Origin of the sequence: Ralstonia psammae (assembly GCF_958405935.1) — a bacterium.
In the GTDB taxonomy this organism is placed as follows: Bacteria; Pseudomonadota; Gammaproteobacteria; order Burkholderiales; family Burkholderiaceae; genus Ralstonia; species Ralstonia psammae.
Genome location: NZ_CATZBU010000009.1, coordinates 115797 through 133129, shown reverse-complemented (window position 1 = coordinate 133129; position 17333 = coordinate 115797). Strand labels below are relative to the sequence as shown.

The 17333-nt window shown below is 64.1% G+C and carries 18 protein-coding genes; 8 read left to right on the top strand and 10 right to left on the bottom strand.

The genetic code is table 11. The features are described from left to right. Positions 1–6: 6 nt before the first annotated feature. The 8 genes from R2N16_RS17880 to R2N16_RS17845 all read left to right on the top strand — a co-directional run bounded on the left by R2N16_RS17880 (position 7) and on the right by R2N16_RS17845 (position 8373). Positions 7–1146, top strand: a complete 1140-nt coding sequence (locus R2N16_RS17880; RefSeq protein ID WP_316667144.1) for a PilT/PilU family type 4a pilus ATPase — start codon at positions 7–9, stop codon at positions 1144–1146. A gap of 199 nt (positions 1147–1345) precedes the next feature. Further along, positions 1346–1783 (top strand): type IV pilin protein, encoded by a 438-nt coding sequence (locus R2N16_RS17875; protein WP_316667143.1) that lies wholly within the window; start codon positions 1346–1348, stop codon positions 1781–1783. Between the two features lie 8 nt (positions 1784–1791). Next, a complete protein-coding gene (locus tag R2N16_RS17870) occupies positions 1792–2265 on the top strand; it encodes a GspH/FimT family pseudopilin (protein ID WP_316667142.1) in 474 nt (157 codons plus the stop codon). Beyond that, positions 2262–2864 (top strand): type IV pilus modification PilV family protein, encoded by a 603-nt coding sequence (locus tag R2N16_RS17865; protein WP_316667141.1) that lies wholly within the window; start codon positions 2262–2264, stop codon positions 2862–2864. The genes R2N16_RS17870 and R2N16_RS17865 overlap by 4 nt, the downstream gene beginning before the upstream one ends. Then, complete coding sequence (locus tag R2N16_RS17860; protein WP_316667140.1) at positions 2861–3898, top strand: PilW family protein; 1038 nt, start codon at positions 2861–2863, stop codon at positions 3896–3898. The genes R2N16_RS17865 and R2N16_RS17860 overlap by 4 nt, the downstream gene beginning before the upstream one ends. Positions 3899–3900: 2 nt before the next feature. Next, positions 3901–4470: a pilus assembly PilX family protein gene (locus R2N16_RS17855; RefSeq protein WP_316667139.1), complete on the top strand. Its 570-nt coding sequence runs from the start codon at positions 3901–3903 to the stop codon at positions 4468–4470. 29 nt (positions 4471–4499) lie between these two features. Beyond that, the gene (locus tag R2N16_RS17850) at positions 4500–7769 is read left to right on the top strand and encodes a pilus assembly protein (protein ID WP_316667138.1); all 3270 of its coding nucleotides are present in this window, start codon (positions 4500–4502) and stop codon (positions 7767–7769) included. 106 nt (positions 7770–7875) lie between these two features. Then, positions 7876–8373 carry a glutathione peroxidase gene (locus R2N16_RS17845; RefSeq protein WP_316667137.1) on the top strand — a complete coding sequence of 166 codons (498 nt, stop codon included), beginning with the start codon at positions 7876–7878 and terminating at the stop codon, positions 8371–8373. Between the two features lie 8 nt (positions 8374–8381). Here the strand turns inward: R2N16_RS17845 and R2N16_RS17840 are convergent, their stop codons facing one another. The 10 genes from R2N16_RS17840 to R2N16_RS17795 all read right to left on the bottom strand — a co-directional run bounded on the left by R2N16_RS17840 (position 8382) and on the right by R2N16_RS17795 (position 17315). Next, positions 8382–9080 carry a helix-turn-helix transcriptional regulator gene (locus R2N16_RS17840; RefSeq protein WP_316667136.1) on the bottom strand — a complete coding sequence of 233 codons (699 nt, stop codon included), beginning with the start codon at positions 9078–9080 and terminating at the stop codon, positions 8382–8384. Positions 9081–9121: 41 nt separating this feature from the next. After that, positions 9122–9601: a cupin domain-containing protein gene (locus tag R2N16_RS17835; protein ID WP_316667135.1), complete on the bottom strand. Its 480-nt coding sequence runs from the start codon at positions 9599–9601 to the stop codon at positions 9122–9124. 60 nt (positions 9602–9661) lie between these two features. Next, positions 9662–10057 (bottom strand): VOC family protein, encoded by a 396-nt coding sequence (locus R2N16_RS17830; RefSeq protein ID WP_311528137.1) that lies wholly within the window; start codon positions 10055–10057, stop codon positions 9662–9664. 174 nt (positions 10058–10231) lie between these two features. Further along, positions 10232–10963, bottom strand: coding sequence for an LrgB family protein (locus R2N16_RS17825; protein WP_316667133.1), 732 nt, complete (start codon positions 10961–10963; stop codon positions 10232–10234). Continuing rightward, positions 10960–11337, bottom strand: coding sequence for a CidA/LrgA family protein (locus R2N16_RS17820; RefSeq protein ID WP_316667131.1), 378 nt, complete (start codon positions 11335–11337; stop codon positions 10960–10962). The genes R2N16_RS17825 and R2N16_RS17820 overlap by 4 nt, the downstream gene beginning before the upstream one ends. 52 nt (positions 11338–11389) lie before the next feature. After that, the gene (gene glcF, locus R2N16_RS17815) at positions 11390–12646 is read right to left on the bottom strand and encodes a glycolate oxidase subunit GlcF (protein ID WP_316667130.1); all 1257 of its coding nucleotides are present in this window, start codon (positions 12644–12646) and stop codon (positions 11390–11392) included. A gap of 11 nt (positions 12647–12657) precedes the next feature. Next, positions 12658–13791 carry a glycolate oxidase subunit GlcE gene (gene glcE / locus R2N16_RS17810; RefSeq protein WP_316667128.1) on the bottom strand — a complete coding sequence of 378 codons (1134 nt, stop codon included), beginning with the start codon at positions 13789–13791 and terminating at the stop codon, positions 12658–12660. A 22-nt stretch (positions 13792–13813) separates the two neighbouring features. Continuing rightward, the gene (locus tag R2N16_RS17805; protein WP_316667126.1) at positions 13814–14746 is read right to left on the bottom strand and encodes an ion transporter; all 933 of its coding nucleotides are present in this window, start codon (positions 14744–14746) and stop codon (positions 13814–13816) included. A gap of 17 nt (positions 14747–14763) precedes the next feature. After that, complete coding sequence (locus R2N16_RS17800; protein WP_316667125.1) at positions 14764–16263, bottom strand: FAD-linked oxidase C-terminal domain-containing protein; 1500 nt, start codon at positions 16261–16263, stop codon at positions 14764–14766. A gap of 161 nt (positions 16264–16424) precedes the next feature. Further along, on the bottom strand, positions 16425–17315 hold the full coding sequence (locus R2N16_RS17795) for a LysR substrate-binding domain-containing protein (protein WP_316667123.1): 891 nt from the start codon (positions 17313–17315) through the stop codon (positions 16425–16427). Positions 17316–17333: the final 18 nt, after the last annotated feature.

The following is a 17333-nucleotide window of genomic DNA, read 5'->3' as shown; positions in this document are numbered from 1 at the left end:
CACGCCATGCTGGACCGCGAAGCCGCCACCAAATACATCCACGAACTCTTGCAGTTGATGGTGAACAGCCGTGGCTCGGACTTGTTCATCACCTCGGAATTTCCGCCTGCGATCAAGGTTGACGGCAAGGTCACCCCGATCTCGCAGCAGCCGCTCAATGCCACGCAAGCCGTCGGTCTGGTCAAGTCGATCATGAACGAGAAGCAGTTGCGCGAGTACGAAGACAGCTCGGAATGCAACTTCGCGATCACGGCGCCGGGCGCGGGGCGTTTCCGCGTGTCGGCGTTCATGCAGCAGGGCCGTGCCGGCATGGTGCTGCGGACCATCAATACGAAGATCCCGACGCTGGGCGAACTGGACCTGCCACCGATCCTGAACGAGATCGTGATGAGCAAGCGCGGGCTGGTGATCGTGGTGGGAGCCACGGGCTCGGGCAAGTCGACCTCGCTGGCGGCGATGGTGGGCTATCGCAATGCGAATTCGTATGGCCACATCATCACCATTGAAGACCCGGTGGAATATGTGCACACGCACCAGAACTGCGTGGTGACGCAGCGTGAGGTGGGCGTGGATACCGAGTCCTGGCACGTGGCGCTGAAGAACACGCTGCGGCAGGCGCCGGACGTGATCCTGATCGGCGAAATCCGGGACCGCGACACGATGGAATACGCCATCCAGTACGCGGAAACGGGCCACCTGTGCCTCGCCACGCTGCACGCCAACAGCTCGAACCAGGCCATCGACCGGATCATCAACTTCTTCCCGGAAGAGAAGCGTCAGCAGTTGCTGATCGACTTGTCGCTGAACCTGCGCGCGATGATCGCGCAGCGCCTGCTGCCGCGTCAGGGCAGGAAGGGACGTGTACCGGCGGTCGAAATCATGCTGGCTACCCCGCTGGTGCAAGACCTTATCTTCAAGGGCGAGGTGCACGAGTTGAAGGAGGTCATGAAGAAATCCCGCGAGCAGGGGATGATCTCGTTCGACCAAGCGCTGTTCGAGCTGTACGAGGAAAACAAGATCACCTACGAGGACGCGCTGCGCAATGCGGACTCCCTCAACGATCTGCGCTTGCAGATCAAGCTGCACAGCAAGCGCGGCGGCCAGACAGATCTGTCGGCCGGCACCGAGCATCTGAATGTCGTCTGATGTGGTCTCGGAGCTACACCATTTGAGGTAATTTGCGGCGCATAACGTTTGCGCCGCTCGGAAGGCCACCCGGTCTTCATGATCTTTCCTTAATATTTGCTGAGAATTGCCGCTTAAGAGCGGTGGGTGGGCCTGCCAGATCGTCGGCAGGCGCGCATCAAAACGATAAAAGCAACAGCAAATCCGGGTGGGTAAAAACGTGGCAAGCAAGCCGAGGTGTCAGCGCGCGCGGGCAGCGCGGGGCTTTACGCTGATTGAGCTCATGATCACGGTGGCCATTGTTGGCATCCTGGCGATCATTGCTTATCCCAGCTACGTCCAGTACATCGTCCGCTCCAATCGGGCAGCGGCGGAATCCTTCATGCAGGAAGTGGCGGCCGCGCAAGAGCGCTTCCTGCTCGACAACCGCGCTTACGCGCCGGACCTCACGACGCTGCAATACGCCAGCAACGTGCCGGCCAACGTTTCGCCCAACTACACCTTCACGTTGAGCGCCAGCAGTGTGCCGCCGTCTTATCAACTGGCGGCCAATCCGCAGGGCTCGCAGCAGGTGAACGACTCCGGCTGTGGCACGCTCACCCTGACGAACACCGGCGCCAAGGCGGCAACCGGTGGCGCCTCCAACTGCTGGAAGTGAGGCGCGCCGTGACTATCCTGCGCAAGCCCATTCAAGGTTTTACGCTGACCGAGCTGATGGTCACGCTGGCCGTGCTCGCCATTCTGGTGACCATTGCCGTGCCGTCGTTCTCGGGCATGATCGCGACCCAGGCAACACGCAATGCGTCGTTCGACCTGTCGTCCGCCGTGTCGTTGGCGCGTGCGGAAGCGGTCAAGCAGAACGCCGTCGCCACGGTCTCGACCACCAGCAGTTGGGCGACCGGCTGGACATTGACGGTGGGCACACCCGCCACGGTGATCCGCACATTCGGCCCGTACAGCGGCGTCACCATTGCGGCGAGCAACGGCAACTCGCTGTCGTTCGGCAACGATGGCCGACCCACTGCAGGCAGCGTCACGTTCCAGGTCACGCCGACGAGTTCGTCGCAATCGGTCTCCCCGAGTTGCGTTCAGGTGGGCGGCAGCGGCCGCGTTGCCGTGGTTTCGGGGACGTGCTCATGAGCGCCATCGCCCATTTGTCACATCGCCGGTCGGGCAAGCGCGGGCAGCGCGGTACCACCCTGATCGAGATCCTGATTTCGGTGGTGATCCTGCTGGTGGCGCTGTTGGGCGCGGCCGGCATGATGGTGCGCTCGAACCAGTCCGAGATGGAGTCCTACCAGCGCGTGCAGGCCCTGACGCTGCTGCAGGACATGGCCGCGCGGCTCAATGCCAACCGCCAGGCGGCCACCTGCTACGCCGTGGCTGGCGTAATGACCACTGTCGGCACGGGGGGTATCTCGGCACCCAGCTGCACGACGGGTTCGGCCGCACAGCAGGCCACTGTCGCAACCGATCTCACGGCTTGGAACAATGCGCTGCTCGGCAATACCGAGACTGCCGCGAGCGGCACCGTTGCTCTGGGCGCCATGATCGGCGCGCGCGGCTGTATCGAAGCCGTCGACACCGTCAACCAGATCTATCGTGTGACGGTCGCGTGGCAGGGCCTGGTCAAGACCGTGGCGCCGTCACTGCCCTGCGGCAGCGGCAGCGGCAATTTCGGTAACGATGCCTACCGCCGCGCCATCAGCGTGCAGGTGCGCATGGGGGTGCTGTCATGACGCCGAATCGCACACTGCGGCGGCTGCAGCGCGGGATGTCGCTGGTCGAACTGATGGTCGGGATGACGCTGGGGCTGTTGCTGCTAACCGCGCTGGCGAGCTTGTATGCATCGACCTCGCAATCGCGCGTGCAACTGGGCAACAGCGCCACGCAGATCGAGAACGGCCGCTATGCGTTGGACATCATCAGCCAGGAAGTCGGGCTCGGCGGCTTCCTCGGTGATCTGAATCTGCTGGGAACCTCTGCAGTTGCCACGCCCGATGTCTGCGCCGCTGCCACCAATGCGCTTGGCTTCAGCAATGGCCCGGCGACGGTGCCGGTGGCCATCTACGGTTACGTGTCTGGTGCGAATGCGGCGCCATGCTTGCCCAACCTGTCGCCCAACTCGGAGATCCTGGTGGTGCGGCGCGTGTCGAGCACCGTTACGTCTGCGAGTGCGGTAGCAGCAGGGCAAGCCTATCTGCAGGACTCGTTCTGCAGTACGGACACGGCGCCCTTTGTGTTCAGCGCCACCGCAACGGACTTTACCCTCAAGGACAAGACCTGCAACAAGCTGGCAGACCTGCGGCAGGTCAGCGTGCGAGCGTTCTACCTCGCTACGTGCGATCGCTGCGGCACGGGTGGCGACAGCATTCCCACGCTCAAGATGGTGGAGTTCTCCAATGGCGCGATGCAACCGCCCAACTCGATCGCCCAAGGCATCGACGACGTGCATTTCGCCTATGGCGTAGACATGGACGGTAACGGTTCGCCCGATTGCTATGTCGCCAATCCAGGCATCGACAACAGCGCTGCGTGCACCAACGTGGGCGGTTACAACTGGGTAGCATCCGCCGCGACGAACTGGAGCAATGTGACAGCCGTGCGCATCAACGTGCTTGCGCGCACGCTGGCCGTGTCACCGGGCTGGACCGACACACGGTCCTACGACCTGGGCCGCGGCACGCTCACCCCCCCTTTCCAAGATGGCTACAAGCGACACGTCTACGCGGAACTCGCGCGCGTCGCCAATGTGGCCGGCCCACGGGAGTAGCCATGCGGCGCTTATCGGTTCGCCAATCGGCACGTCAGTCGGGCGTGACCCTCGTTGTCACGCTGATCTTCCTGGCGATCTTCATGGGCATCGTTGTGATGATGATGAACTCGGGCGTGATCAACACCAAGATCGCCGCCAACCAGCAATACGGGCTGGAGGCGCGCAGCGCGGCGCAACAGGGCATTGAGCAGGTCATCAGCGTTGATTTCACCTCCAACCCGGTCGCTACCAGCGTGCCGGTGGACGTGAACGGCGACGGCAAGGCGGACTACACCGCGCAGGTTGCGGCGCCCGCTTGCGTGGCCACCAAGCCGATTGCCAACACGCAATTGACCACCGATACGACCAGCCCCAACTTTGTCGCTGACTCGTCTTGCTTCAGCGGCGTGAACAACAACTCGGATACGGGCGTCCTCACCGCCGCCGGTACGCCGGGCGGCATGTCGAACTGCAGTGCGACGCAGTGGGATGTTGCCGCTACCGTCAACGATGCCAACGGCACGGCCGTGAACACCACGCTGCATCAGGGCGTTGCTGTTCGCGTGCTGACCGGCGCGGCGTGTCCGTAAGCCAACGCGCAAAGCCAGGAAGAATTCATATGCGCTCATTTGCCCAACGATTTGCGTTTGCCGTGACGGCAACCGCCGCGCTCGCGCTGGCGTGTGTACAGCCTGCAGGGGCCGAGGATATTGACCTGTACACGGGGCTGCAACCGCAGGCCGGCAAGCCTAACGTGTTGATCCTCATGGACAACGCGTCCACCTGGAATGCATCCGCGCCGTTCACCTGCGATACGACCGGCGTCGTGTCCAGTAACAATGCGAACACCGATGTGGGTGCGGAACAGTGCGCGCTGTATGACGCGGTGAACGCTTTCAAGAATTCCCCGTCGCTGCTGGGCAACTTGAATCTTGGTTTGATGATGTTTGGCACCGGCAATAACGTCGGTGCGAAGTTTCAGTATCCGTCGACGCCGCCAGCACAACTGCCCTTGATGGATCTCAACGGGATCAACAGCTTTCTCAACTACGTATTGACCATCGACCGGCAGGCGAACAACTCCAATAACTCGCAGGTGGGCGGCGGCATGGAGGAGGCGTGGGCCTACTTCAACAGCGGGACGGGCCCATCGGGGACGGACTACTCCTCCGTGCGTCCGATCAATAATCCGTGCCAGCGGACGTACGTCATCTACATCGGCAACGCCGTCAATAACGGCAAACCGCAGGACACCGGCAACAACATCCAGAGCGATCTGGCAACCGCCCTCGGCCTGTCGGCCAAGACCACCCCGCCGCAGATCGTCATACCGTCGCCCTATAACAAGTACCAGGCCAACTGGGGCGACGAATGGGCGCAGTTCATGTACCGGTACGATCTGCAGACCAAGACGATCTCCAAGGATCACCCGCCGCAGAACATCATCACCTACACGATTTCCGTCACCGACGGAAACAACCCGGACTACGTCGCGTTCGACCAGAGCATGGCCACGAACGGCGGGGGCAAAGCCTATGTTGCGCAGCTTGGCAAACCGGACCAGCTGAAAGACATCCTCCTGCAGATCTTCAACGAAATCCAGGCTGTGAACAGCGTGTTCGCCTCGGTCAGCTTGCCGGCCGCCGTGAATGCGCAGGGACAGTTTCTGAATCAGGTCTATGTTGGGATGTTTCGCCCGGATGCCACGGCGGCGCCTCGCTGGATGGGCAACCTCAAGCAATACCAGGTGGGCTACGACGCCAACGGCAGCCTGCAGTTGCTCGATTCGGTCGGAAAGCCGGCACTCAGCAGCGCGGGCACCGGCTTTATCTCACCCAACGCCATCAGTTTCTGGACGGCCGATCCTCCGCTCGCTTTTGGCACCAGCGGCTACGGGTCCAGCGTGACAAACTGGCCTAAGAATGGGTTCTGGATCAACAGCCCTTCTGGCGTCGGAGGCGCAAGTGACTCCCCCGACGGAGAGGTGGTCGAGAAGGGCGGTACCGGCGAAATGCTGCGGGTACAGTTCCTTACGGACCAGAGCACCCGTGTGCTCTATACCTGCAACGGCGTGGGCACGTGCCCGACCAGCGGCGCCATGCCGACGTTCGATACCTCGAACACGTGGTTGACCGGAGGCGCAGGTAAGGGCCTGGACGCGATCAACTCCTACAACAGTGTCAACGGCGCCCCGGCAATCACCTCGACCGAGCAGAACTATTTCATCAACTGGGTGCGCGGTCGCGACGTCTATGCCATGGACGGAACAACGAAAGCGCCGACAGTGGGGCAGGAAGCCGAGACAGGTCCGGGGTCTCCGGTGACGATCCGCCCGTCGATCCACGGCGACGTGCTGCATTCCCGGCCGGTGGTGATCAACTATGGAACATCGACCGCGCCGAATGTCGTTGTCTATTACGGCACCAATGACGGCGTGTTCCATGCGATCAACGGCAACCAGACAACCGGCATCAAGGCCTCGTCGACAAACACCGTGCGCCCGGGCGGTGAGCTGTGGGGCTTCATCCCACCCGAGTTCATCGGCAAGCTGAGCCGGCTATACGCCAACTCGCCCGAGGTCGCCCTCTCGACCACGCCGGGCGGCATCACGCCCAAGCCGACACCGCGTGATGACTTCTTCGACGGCAGCACGACCGTCATGCAGGATCAGCGCGTTGCCGGCAGCCCGCGCACCATCATCTACCTGACCGCGCGTCGTGGTGGCAGCCTCATCTATGCGCTGGACGTGACCGATCCCGTCAATCCGCGCTATCTCTGGTCGCGGAGCAACACCGATATTCCCGAGCTGGGCCAGACGTGGTCCAAGCCTCGCCTGATGCGAGTTGCGGGCTATACCAACCCGGTGCTGATCATGGGCGCCGGCTACGATGCGGCCTCCGAAGACAGCGACCCGGCTCCCGGCACCGACACCATGGGTCGCGGCATCATCGTGCTGGATGCCTACACCGGCGTGCCGGTCTGGAGCGCGCTGGCCAACTGCAGTGGCGTTGCCGGCGTGTGTGTGAAGAACACCAGCCTCACGCGCTCGATTGCCTCCGACGTCACTGCGGTGGATCGCACGGGCAGCGGCTACATCCAGATGGCCTACGTCGGCGATGTGGGCGGCAACATCTGGCGCGTGGATTTCCAGAGCGCTACCGGCAACACCCCCGCCAACTGGGCGTTGACGCAATTCGCGTCGCTGGGCGGCGCCGCCAACACCAACAACGCGCGCAAGTTCTTCTATGCGCCCGATGTGGTGCCCACGGCCGGTTTCAACGCCGTCATGGCAGGCACTGGCGACCGCGAACATCCACTGTATTCGGCGTCGAACACGCCCGGTACCGCGTACAACGTGGTCAACCGGTTCTATATGCTCAAGGACCCGAACCTGGGTCCAGTGCCTGCCGGTTGGACGCCGCTGATCGAGGCTAACCTTGTCGACGCGACCTCTGTGGCGTACAACGGCACGGGCTCCGGCTTCTTCATCACGTTGCCGAATCCGGGGGAGAAGGTTGTGAATGCGCCTCTGACCGTGGCGGGCTACACGACGTTCGGTACCAATACGCCAGCAGTGCCAAAGGCCGGCATGTGTTATCCGAACCTGGGGGTGGCGCGTACCTATTCCGTCGGCTTCCTGACCGGCGTGGGTCAGAACCCGGACCGATCCGTCATGCTCGATGGCGGCGGGTTTCCTCCATCCTCCGTGTATGGCGTGGTGCTCGTGAACAATGGCAACGGCGGCACAACGCCGGTTCCGGTGTGCTTTGGCTGCGGCAACCAGACGGGCTCAGGTGGTGGATCGTCGTTGGCGCCAATCAAGGTCACCCCCCTGGGCCTAGGCAAACGCAAGCGCACGTTCTGGTTCTCCGAAACCGACAAGCACTGACCAGGACTCTCTAGCATTCACCCCAACGGCCCGCCCAGCGCGGGCCGTTACAATTCCCGGCAGATGCCGGAGCATTCCCGTTCCCGCAACCATCCGGAGGGTAGCCATGAGGGACGTCTACGCATTCGAGGCCGATTCGCTGACCGGCCAGCGCGTGCCGCTGTCGCAGTACAAGGGCAAGGTCCTGCTGATCGTGAACACCGCAAGCCAGTGTGGCTTCACGCCGCAATACGCGGGGCTGGAGGCGGTGTACAAGCGGCTGCACGACAAGGGGTTGGAAGTACTGGGGTTTCCTTGCAACCAGTTCGGCAAGCAGGAGCCCGGGGCCGAGGCGGAGATCGGCGCATTCTGCGAGAAGAACTACGGTGTGTCGTTCCCCATGTTCAGCAAGATCGACGTGAACGGGACGAACGCGCATCCGCTCTACAAATGGCTGACTTCCGAGAAACCGGGTGTGCTCGGCATCGAAGCCGTCAAATGGAACTTCACCAAGTTTCTGCTGCGCCGCGACGGCACGGTCTACAAGCGCTATGCGCCGATGACCAAGCCGGAAGAGATCGCCGACGATATTGAGCGGCTGCTGGCGGAGCCGGACCCCATCTGACGGTTGCGTCAGTCCGACGACCCCCGCACCTTGCGCATGAAATCCGCCAGCGAGCGCTCGGCGGATTCGGCAAAGTGGCGCTCCAGGATGTCGACCTTGACACAGCGGTCGAGGCGGAAGGTGCGGTAGTCCTGACGGTGCTCGCACCAGGTGGCCACCAGCCAGACTTGTCCCCAGAAGAACAAGCCGAGCGGCTGGATACAGCGCTCGGTCAACTGGCCTTGTGCGTCGCGGTAAGACAGCCGCGCAACGGCGTGGCGGCCCAGCGCGGCATGCAGGGTGTCGAACACCTGCTTGACCTCGTTGCCCATGCCGTAACCGGGCGCGAAGATGCGTGTGGTCTCGGCTTCGGTGCGGCGCTCCGCGGGCAGCGCGCCCATCAGTTTTTCCAGTGCCGCTTCCACCGAATCGGCCATGGTGCCACCGCTCCATGCCTTGATCATCCGCGCGCCGGCCACCAAGGCTTCGACTTCATCGGCGGTGAACATGAGCGGCGCGAGGTCGAAGCCGGCGCGCATGCGGTAGCCGATACCGGCTTCGCCTTCGATCGGCACGCCCGAGACGGACAGGTCGCGAATGTCTCGATATACCGTGCGCTCGGACACGCCCAGGCGGTCGGCCAGCATGGCTGCCGTGGTTAAACGGCGGCCTCGCAGGATCTGGGCAATCTGGAACAGGCGGTCGGCGCGGCGGGTCATGCGCGGCATTGTAGTGGGCTTGGGCCCGGGTGCAATGCGCGCCATTTCCCCTACGCGCCGAAGGGCGTCAGTTCACGTTGCGGGTGGATATCCACCACGTCGACCTGTTCACCACGGCGCAGCATGCGCTTGCCCAGTCGCGGGAAATCGGCAATCTCGATGTTGAGATGTTCGCCGCCGCATAGATAGACGAGATCTTCCTTGCCGCAATTGCGCAGGTGGTGCGCGATTCCCGTGGGGAACGCCATGAAATCGCCCGTGCGCACGGTGAAGATGCTGTCTGCGATTTCAGCCTGTGCTTCACCCGAGAGGATGTAGATCCATTCCTCTTCGCGCTGGTGCGAGTGATAGACGAATGACTCCTTGCCCGGCGGCACGCGCGCGAAATTCACGCCGGTGCGCTTGAGCCCGAGCAGCCGGCCCATCATGGTGCCGTGGATTTCCGACAGGCTGTTCCAGGGGTGCGAAAACGACTGCGTGCGTGCGGCGATATCCGCGGCACGCATGAGGTACGGCGATTGACTCGGCATGGTGTTCTTCTCTGTCTTGTAGTGAAGGCCGGTATCCGCGTACCGGCCTTTTTGGGGCGCTTACTGCTGTAGCAGGTACGCCTGCGTCTTGGCATCCGGCTCGTGCAGACCAACGCGGTTGCCTTCGGTGTCGACGATATGGGCGATGCGGCCCATGTGGTCGGGCAGCGTCATCGGGCCGAATACGCATTGGCCGCCGCTGCCGTTGACGCGCTCGAGCACCACATCGAGGTTGGGCGCGTTCAGGTAGACGACGCTGCCCTTGTCGGACGGCGCAAAGCCTTCGCCCTTGACCAGCGCACCGTGGATGGTCGTCTCACCCGCGGGAAACACGCCCATGGTCAGATCGCCCATGTCTTCCTGCTTGAGCTGGGTGTCAAAGACGTTTTCGTAGAACTTCACCGCGCGCGGGAAATCGTTGGCGGGGATTTCAAACCAGTTGATGACACTTGCCATGATGTTCGCTCCAGTCGGTGGCGCAGGCGGTTGGGGGTGCCGTTGCCGGTTGAGGTGGAGTGATTCTGGCGGGGGGCTCCTGACAGCGTTCTGTCAGGAGCATTCAGGAGGATTGCGGAGCGTGGCGTAAATTGCCCAGGCAGTGAACGTTGGGCGCAGAGAAGGCGAGTCAGACTAGTGCGGAATCCAGCCCGCCAGCAGCGGCACCAGTATCGCGGTCAGCACGCCGTTCAGGCCCATGCCCAGCGCCGAGAACGCGCCCGCTTCCGGATTGACCTGAAACGCGCGCGCCGTGCCGATGCCATGCGCCGCAATGCCGGTGGCAAAGCCACGCACGCTGTACTCGCGCACGCGCAGCAGATTCAGCAGCCGTGTCGTGGTGGTCGCACCGACGATGCCGGTAATGAGCACCAGCACCGCCGTGATTGTCGGCGCGCCGCCGATCTTCTCCGAGATGCCCATGGCGATCGGGATCGTCACCGATTTCGGCGCCATGGAGCGCAGTGTTTCGGGCGATGCGCCCAACAGCCACGCGATGCCCACGGCTGACACCACCGCCACGACAGACCCCGCGAGGAGTCCGCCCAGCAGCGGCAGCGCATGGCGGCGCAGCTTCGCCCATTGCTGGAACAGCGGTACCGCCAGCGCCACCGTGGCCGGCCCCAGCAGGAAGTGCACGAACTGCGCGCCGTCAAAGTAGGTCTTGTACGGCGTGCCCGTCAGTGTCAGCAACGTGCCCAGGATGATCACCGCAATCAGCAGCGGATTGACCATCGGGTTGAAGCGGCTGCGTTCATGAAGGCGCACGCCGATCAGGTAGGCGATGAGCGTGGCGGTCAAGCCCAGCAGTGGGCTGGCTGCCAGGTAGACCCAGAGTTGGTGCAGGTTGGGAGCCATCGTGTTCATGGGGCCAGCTCCTCGTGGCCTTCGCCGTGGTCGCCCATGCGGCGCATCAGCGCGCGCGTAACGAGCGCACCAGCGGCAATCGACAGCCACGTCGACACGACGGTCGCCACCACGATTGGCAGCCATTCCTGCCCGATGCGGTTCAGTTGCGTCATGACGCCCACGCCGGCCGGTACGAACAGGATGGTCAGATGTCGCAGCAGATCGCGGACCGTGCCCTGCATGACTTCGAGCACGCGGCCCTTGTCGACCAGCAGGTAAATGACCAGCAGCACCATGCCGATCACCGGACCGGGCACCGGCAGGTGCAGCGAATACGTCAACAGCTCTCCCACCGACTGGAATGTCAACAGGATCGCGAAGGTTTGCAGCATGGGGCCTCCGGGCAAAACGAAGCGCCAAGTATAGAACTCGGCTGCATTCGTTTCAGGCCAGCATGCGGTCAACCAGCTCGATCCAGTGTTCGACAGGCGTGTCCGTGCCGCTCTGCAGATGCGTCACGCAGCCGATGTTGGCGGTGACGATGCGCTCGGGCTGCGTCGCTTGCAGCTTGCTCAGCTTGTCGTCGCGCAGGCGGTAGGCGAGTTCCGGCTGCAGCACCGAATACGTGCCGGCCGAGCCGCAGCACAGGTGGCTGTCGGCGCAGAGTTTGACGTCCACGCCCAGCGAGGTGAGGAGCGCTTCCACCGCACCGCGAATCTGCTGACCGTGCTGCAGCGTGCAGGGCGGGTGCCACGCCACGCGTGGGCCGGATGTACCACTGCGGGCTTCGGATTTGGCCTTCTGCAGGAGCTGCTGCGAGAACGCCGGCAGCACCTCGCACAGGTCGCGCGTCATGGCGGACACACGCGCCGCGCGTTCGGCATAGGCCGGATCGTCGCGCAACAGGTGACCGTATTCCTTGACCATGGCGCCGCAACCGGAGGCCGTCATGACGATGGCCTCCGCGCCCGCTTCGATATGCGGCCACCATGCGTCGATGTTGGCGCGCATGTTGCCGAGGCCGCCCCCGTGGTCGTTCATGTGATAGCGGATGGCACCGCAGCAGCCCGCGCGGTCTGCGCTGATGAGCTGCACGCCCAGCTTGTCGAATACACGTGCTGTCGCCGCATTGATGTTGGGCGACATGGCGGGTTGTACACAGCCTTCGAGCAGCAGCATCTTGCGTGCGTGCGCGGTGTCCGGCCGCACGCCGGTTTGCGGTTGTTTGGCCGGCACTTTGTTGCGCAGCACCTGCGGCAACATCGGTCGCACCGCCTGTCCGAGCTTGAGCGCCGAGCCGAACAGCGCCGGCCGTGTCAGCCCCTCGCGCAGCGCCCAGCGCACGGCGCGCTCGCCCAAGGGGCGCGATTCGCCTTTCGCGTCGAGCTGGTCATCGACGATCTTGCGGCCGATCTCCACCAAGCGCCCGTAGGTCACGCCGGACGGGCAGGTCGATTCGCAGTTGCGGCAGGTCAGGCAGCGGTCCAAGTGCAGGCGCGTGGCCTGCCCTGCAGGTTGGCCCTCCAGCACCTGCTTCATCAGGTAGATGCGCCCGCGCGGGCCGTCCAGCTCATCGCCGAGCAGTTGGTAGGTCGGGCAGGTGGCCGTGCAGAAACCGCAGTGCACGCACTTCTGCACGATGCTTTGGGCTTCTTCGCCCTGGGGGGTGTTGCGCAGGAACGCCGCGAGCGTGATTTGCATGATGGCTTGCGTTAAAAGTCGGCGTACAAACGGCCCGGGTTGAAGATGCCGTGCGGATCGAAGCTGTCCTTCAGGCGCTTGTGCACGGCCATCAACGGCGCAGCGACGGGCGTGAAGATGTCGCTTGCGCGGTCGCCGTTGCGGAACAGCGTGGCGTGGCCGCCGGCGTTGCGTGCTGCATCGCGGATGACGTTTGCGGAGGTGTTGGCGGTGTCGATCCACCAGCGCTGGCCGCCGCCCCATTCGACGAGTTGCTCGTCAGCCGACGCATGGCCGAGCGCCAGCGGCGGCGTGGCCGGGGGCAGGGCAATGCGCCACAGCGGTCGGCTGCCTTGCACGGCGCGGGCGAAAAACGCATGCGATTGCTCGCGCAGGTCGCGCCAGAGTGCGACCCCTTCCGCGTCGTCAACACGCTCTCCGCCGAGCTTGGCAATGGCTGCGCGCACGGCCGCATCGGCTCCGCTCAGGCGTACCCACAGCACACCGTCGATCCAAGCCGACGCCGCAATCGGCAAGGGCTGGCCGCCCCAGCGATTGAGCGTGTCGATGGCCTCGCCTTGCGCCATGGCAAAGCGCAGCGTCGCATCGCAGAACGGCATCGGCAGCACCTTGAGCGACACCTGCACGATCAAGCCGAGCGTGCCGAGTGCGCCGGCCATCAGGCGCGAGACATCGTAGCCGGCCACGTTCTTCATCACCTGGCCGCCAAAGTTGAGCATGTCCCCGCGGCCATCCATGACGACGGCGCCGAGCACGAAATCGCGCAGCGCGCCCACCGACTGCCGGCGCGGGCCAGACAGACCGGATGAAAACGCACCACCAACCGTTGCCTGCTGGCCATTCGCAGCAAAGTGCGGCGGATCGAACGCCAGCATCTGCCGGTGCTCGGCCAATGCGGCTTCGATCTCGACGAGCGGCGTGCCGCTGCGCGCGGTGATGACGAGTTCTGCGCAGTCGTAGTCGACGATGCCCGACCATTCGCGTGTGCCGAGCACGGTGCCGTGGGGCGCCGGTGCGCGGCCGTAGAAGTCTTTCGTGCCGCCGCCGCGCAAGGTCAGTGGCGTGCGGCTGTCCGCCGCGTGCGCGATGGCCTCGCGAAAACGTGCGAGCGTGGGCGAAAGGGCGGAGTCTGGCGTGCTTGGCATGGCGAACCTTCGGGTGCGCAGCTCACTGGCTGTTCGCGGTCTCGGTTGGGTGGGGCGGAAGCTTGGTGCCGCAGCGCTTGCAGAACGCGGCGTCGGTGTCGTGGCCATTGGTCATGCAATCGGTGCACGCACGCGACGCCGGCTGGGGCGGTGAACGCGGGGCAGCCTCGCGCATGCTCGACACCAACTCCGCACCGATGATGCCGGTGGGGAACGCGATGATGCTGTAGCCGAGCAGGATGGTGAGCGAGGTGATGAACTGCCCCAGCGGGGTCTTCGGCACCAGGTCGCCGAAGCCCGTGGTGGTGAGCGTGACCACAGCCCAGTACATGCTGACCGGAATGCTGGTGAAACCGTGCTGAGGCCCTTCCACCACGTACATCACGGTGCCCAGGATGATGGTGATGATGAACACCGTGCCCAGGAACACGAAGATCTTGCGCCGGGCGTTGACCAGCGCGCGCAGCAGGATCTGCGCTTCTTCAAAGTAGATCGTGAGCTTGAGCACCCGGAACACGCGCAGCAAGCGCAGCAGGCGCACGTCGATCAGGTAGGCCATTTCCGGCGCGAAGATTGCCAGCCAGGTCGGCAGGATCGAGATGAAATCGATGATGCCGTAGAAGCTCAGCACATAGCGCCACGGCTTGCGCACCACCAGGATGCGCATGACGTATTCCGCCGTGAACAGCAGCGTGGCCAGCCATTCGATGACGGTGAATAGCGTGCCCGCGCGGTCGTGCACGCTCGGCAGGCTGTCGAGCATGACCACCAGCACGCTGGCGAGAATGGCGATCAGCAGCGTCACGTCAAACTGCCGGCCTGCGCGCTTCTCGGCCTCGAAGATGATGACGTACCACCGGCGGCGCCAGCCGTCCTCTTCCGGCTTGCCGAGGTACGCCCCCAGACGCGTGTTATGCGCGTGCCATCGGCTCGTACGGGATGGGTTCTGGCTCATGGCGAGGTGGAGCGCACTCAGAAGCGCGGCAAATCGGGATGCGGCAGCAGGCCGTTGCGTACGTGCAGCTTGCCGTATTCGGCGCAGCGCGCGAGTGTGGGGATGGCCTTGTCGGGGTTCAGCAAACGCACCGGGTCAAAGGCCGCCTTCACGCGCAGAAAGGCGTCACGCTCTTCCGCCGAGAATTGCACGCACATCGAGCTGAGCTTCTCCACGCCCACGCCGTGTTCACCCGTTACGGTGCCACCCAGTTCGACGCAGGTCTCGAGGATGTCGGAGCCGAACAGTTCGGCGCGGTGCCATTCGTCCTGGTCTTCGCCGTTGAAGAGGATGAGCGGGTGCATGTTGCCGTCGCCCGCGTGGAACACGTTGATGCAGCGCAGGGCGTACTTCTGCTCCATCTCCTGGATGCGCCGCAGCAGCGTGCCGATGTGCTTGCGCGGGATGGTGCCGTCCATGCAGTAGTAGTCCGGCGAGATGCGGCCTGCTGCCGGGAATGCATTCTTGCGGCCGCTCCAGAACTTCAGGCGCTCGGCTTCGCTTTGCGACACCTGGATGCGCGTGGCACCCGAGGCGCGCAGCACTTCGCTCATGCGCGCGATTTCTTCGGCCACCTCTTCGGGCGTGCCGTCGGATTCGCACAGCAGGATGGCCGCCGCATCAAGGTCGTAGCCGGCGCAGACGAATTCTTCGACGGCAGCGGTGGCGGGCTTGTCCATCATCTCCAGCCCGGCCGGGATGATGCCCGCGGCAATCACGTCGGCCACGGCGTTACCGCCGGATTCCACATCGTCGAAGCTCGCCATGATCACCTGCGCGAGCTGGGGCTTGGGGATCAGGCGCACGGTCACTTCCGTCACCACGGCCAGCATGCCTTCGGAGCCGATCACCGTAGCCAGCAGGTCAAGGCCGGGCGCGTCGGGCGCTTCACTGCCGAATTCGACGACCTCGCCATCCATCATCACCGCGCGCACGCGCAGCACGTTGTGCACGGTCAGGCCGTATTTCAGGCAGTGCACGCCGCCCGAGTTTTCATTCACGTTGCCGCCGATGGTGCAGGCAATCTGGGACGACGGATCGGGTGCGTAGTACAGCCCGTGCGGGTTGGCGGCTTCCGAAATGGCGAGGTTGCGTACACCCGGCTGGACGACCGCCGTGCGCGTATACGGATCGACTTTGATGATGCGCTTGAACTTGGCCAGCGACAGCACCAGCCCACCCGGCGTCGGCATCGCGCCGCCCGACAGGCTCGTCCCTGCGCCGCGCGGTACCACAGGCACGCCCAAGCGGTGGCACACGCGCAGGATTTGGACGACCTGCGCCTCGGTATCCGGCAGCACCACGGCCAGCGGCACCTGCCGGTAAGCGGCGAGGCCATCGCATTCATACGGCGTGGTGTCTTCGCGTTCCCAGAGCAGCGCGTCGTCGGACACGATCTGGGACAGCGCGGCGGTCAGCTCCGCCTGCACGGCAGAAGGATCGCGGGCGGTGGCTGACAACGACGATGGCGCATTCATGGGGTGTCTCTCATGGTTCTGCCCGCCAGCGGTGGCCGGGGTGGGAGGCACTATAGCCCGGCCGCCGCGCCGCGCGGCGTGTTAAGGACTTTTGCTGCGATGAATTTGGCTCGCGCTAACAGCCAATCCGGTTCATCGCGGTGCAGCAATACGGAGCAGGGTTACCAATCCAGCCCAAGCAACCAATCCACAAAATGCTGCGCCTCCAGCTTCATCGGCGCCTGCTCGCGCTGGACGATGTAATAAGCATGGGGTGAGGCCGATTCGATGTCCAGCAGCCGCACGATCTGCCCCGAGGCCAGCCAGTTGCGCGCCATCGCCTGCCGCACCAGCGCCACGCCCTGGTTGGAGGCCACGGCTTCCAGCATCAGGCCGATGTCATTGAAGAGCGAACCGGTGGCAGGCTCCGGCGCATCCAGACCGGCCGCCTCAAACCAGGGGCGCCATGGCTCCAGTGGGCTACGCAGCAGCGTGAGATTCAGCAACTGCGACGCTTCGGTGATGGTGGCACCGCTGATCTGCTCGAAGTAGCCTCGCCCGCACGCCGGGAACACCGGCTCGTTGAGCAGCAGCGTGGTCTTCAGGTCCGGATAGCGGCCCGTGCCGTAGCGGATTTCGACGTCGGTGTCTTCCGCCTTGACATCAAGGAACGGGATGCTGAGGTGCAACTCCACGTCGATGTGCGGGTACAGCGCGTTGAACTCCGGAATGCGCGGCACCAGGTGCTGGCGCCCGAACGTGGGCGGAATCGCCACGCGCAGCCGCGCGCGCTGCTTGCTGAATTCGGGGCGGGCCAGTTCATGCAGGCTCTTGAGAGCGTCTTGCACGCTGCGCAGGTAGCGGGTGCCTGCGGCCGTCAGCCTGAGCGCCGTGCCGGTGCGCACGAACAGGTCTTCGCCCCACAGCTCTTCCAGGTTCTTGATGCGATGGGATACCGCGCTGGGTGTGACGGACAGCTCTTCGGCCGCGCGCGCGAAGCTGGCATGGCGCGCGCCTGCCTCGAAGGCAATCAGCAGATGCAGCGGAGGGACGCGCTTGAAGACGGAAGACATGCAGGCCTGCGATCGGTT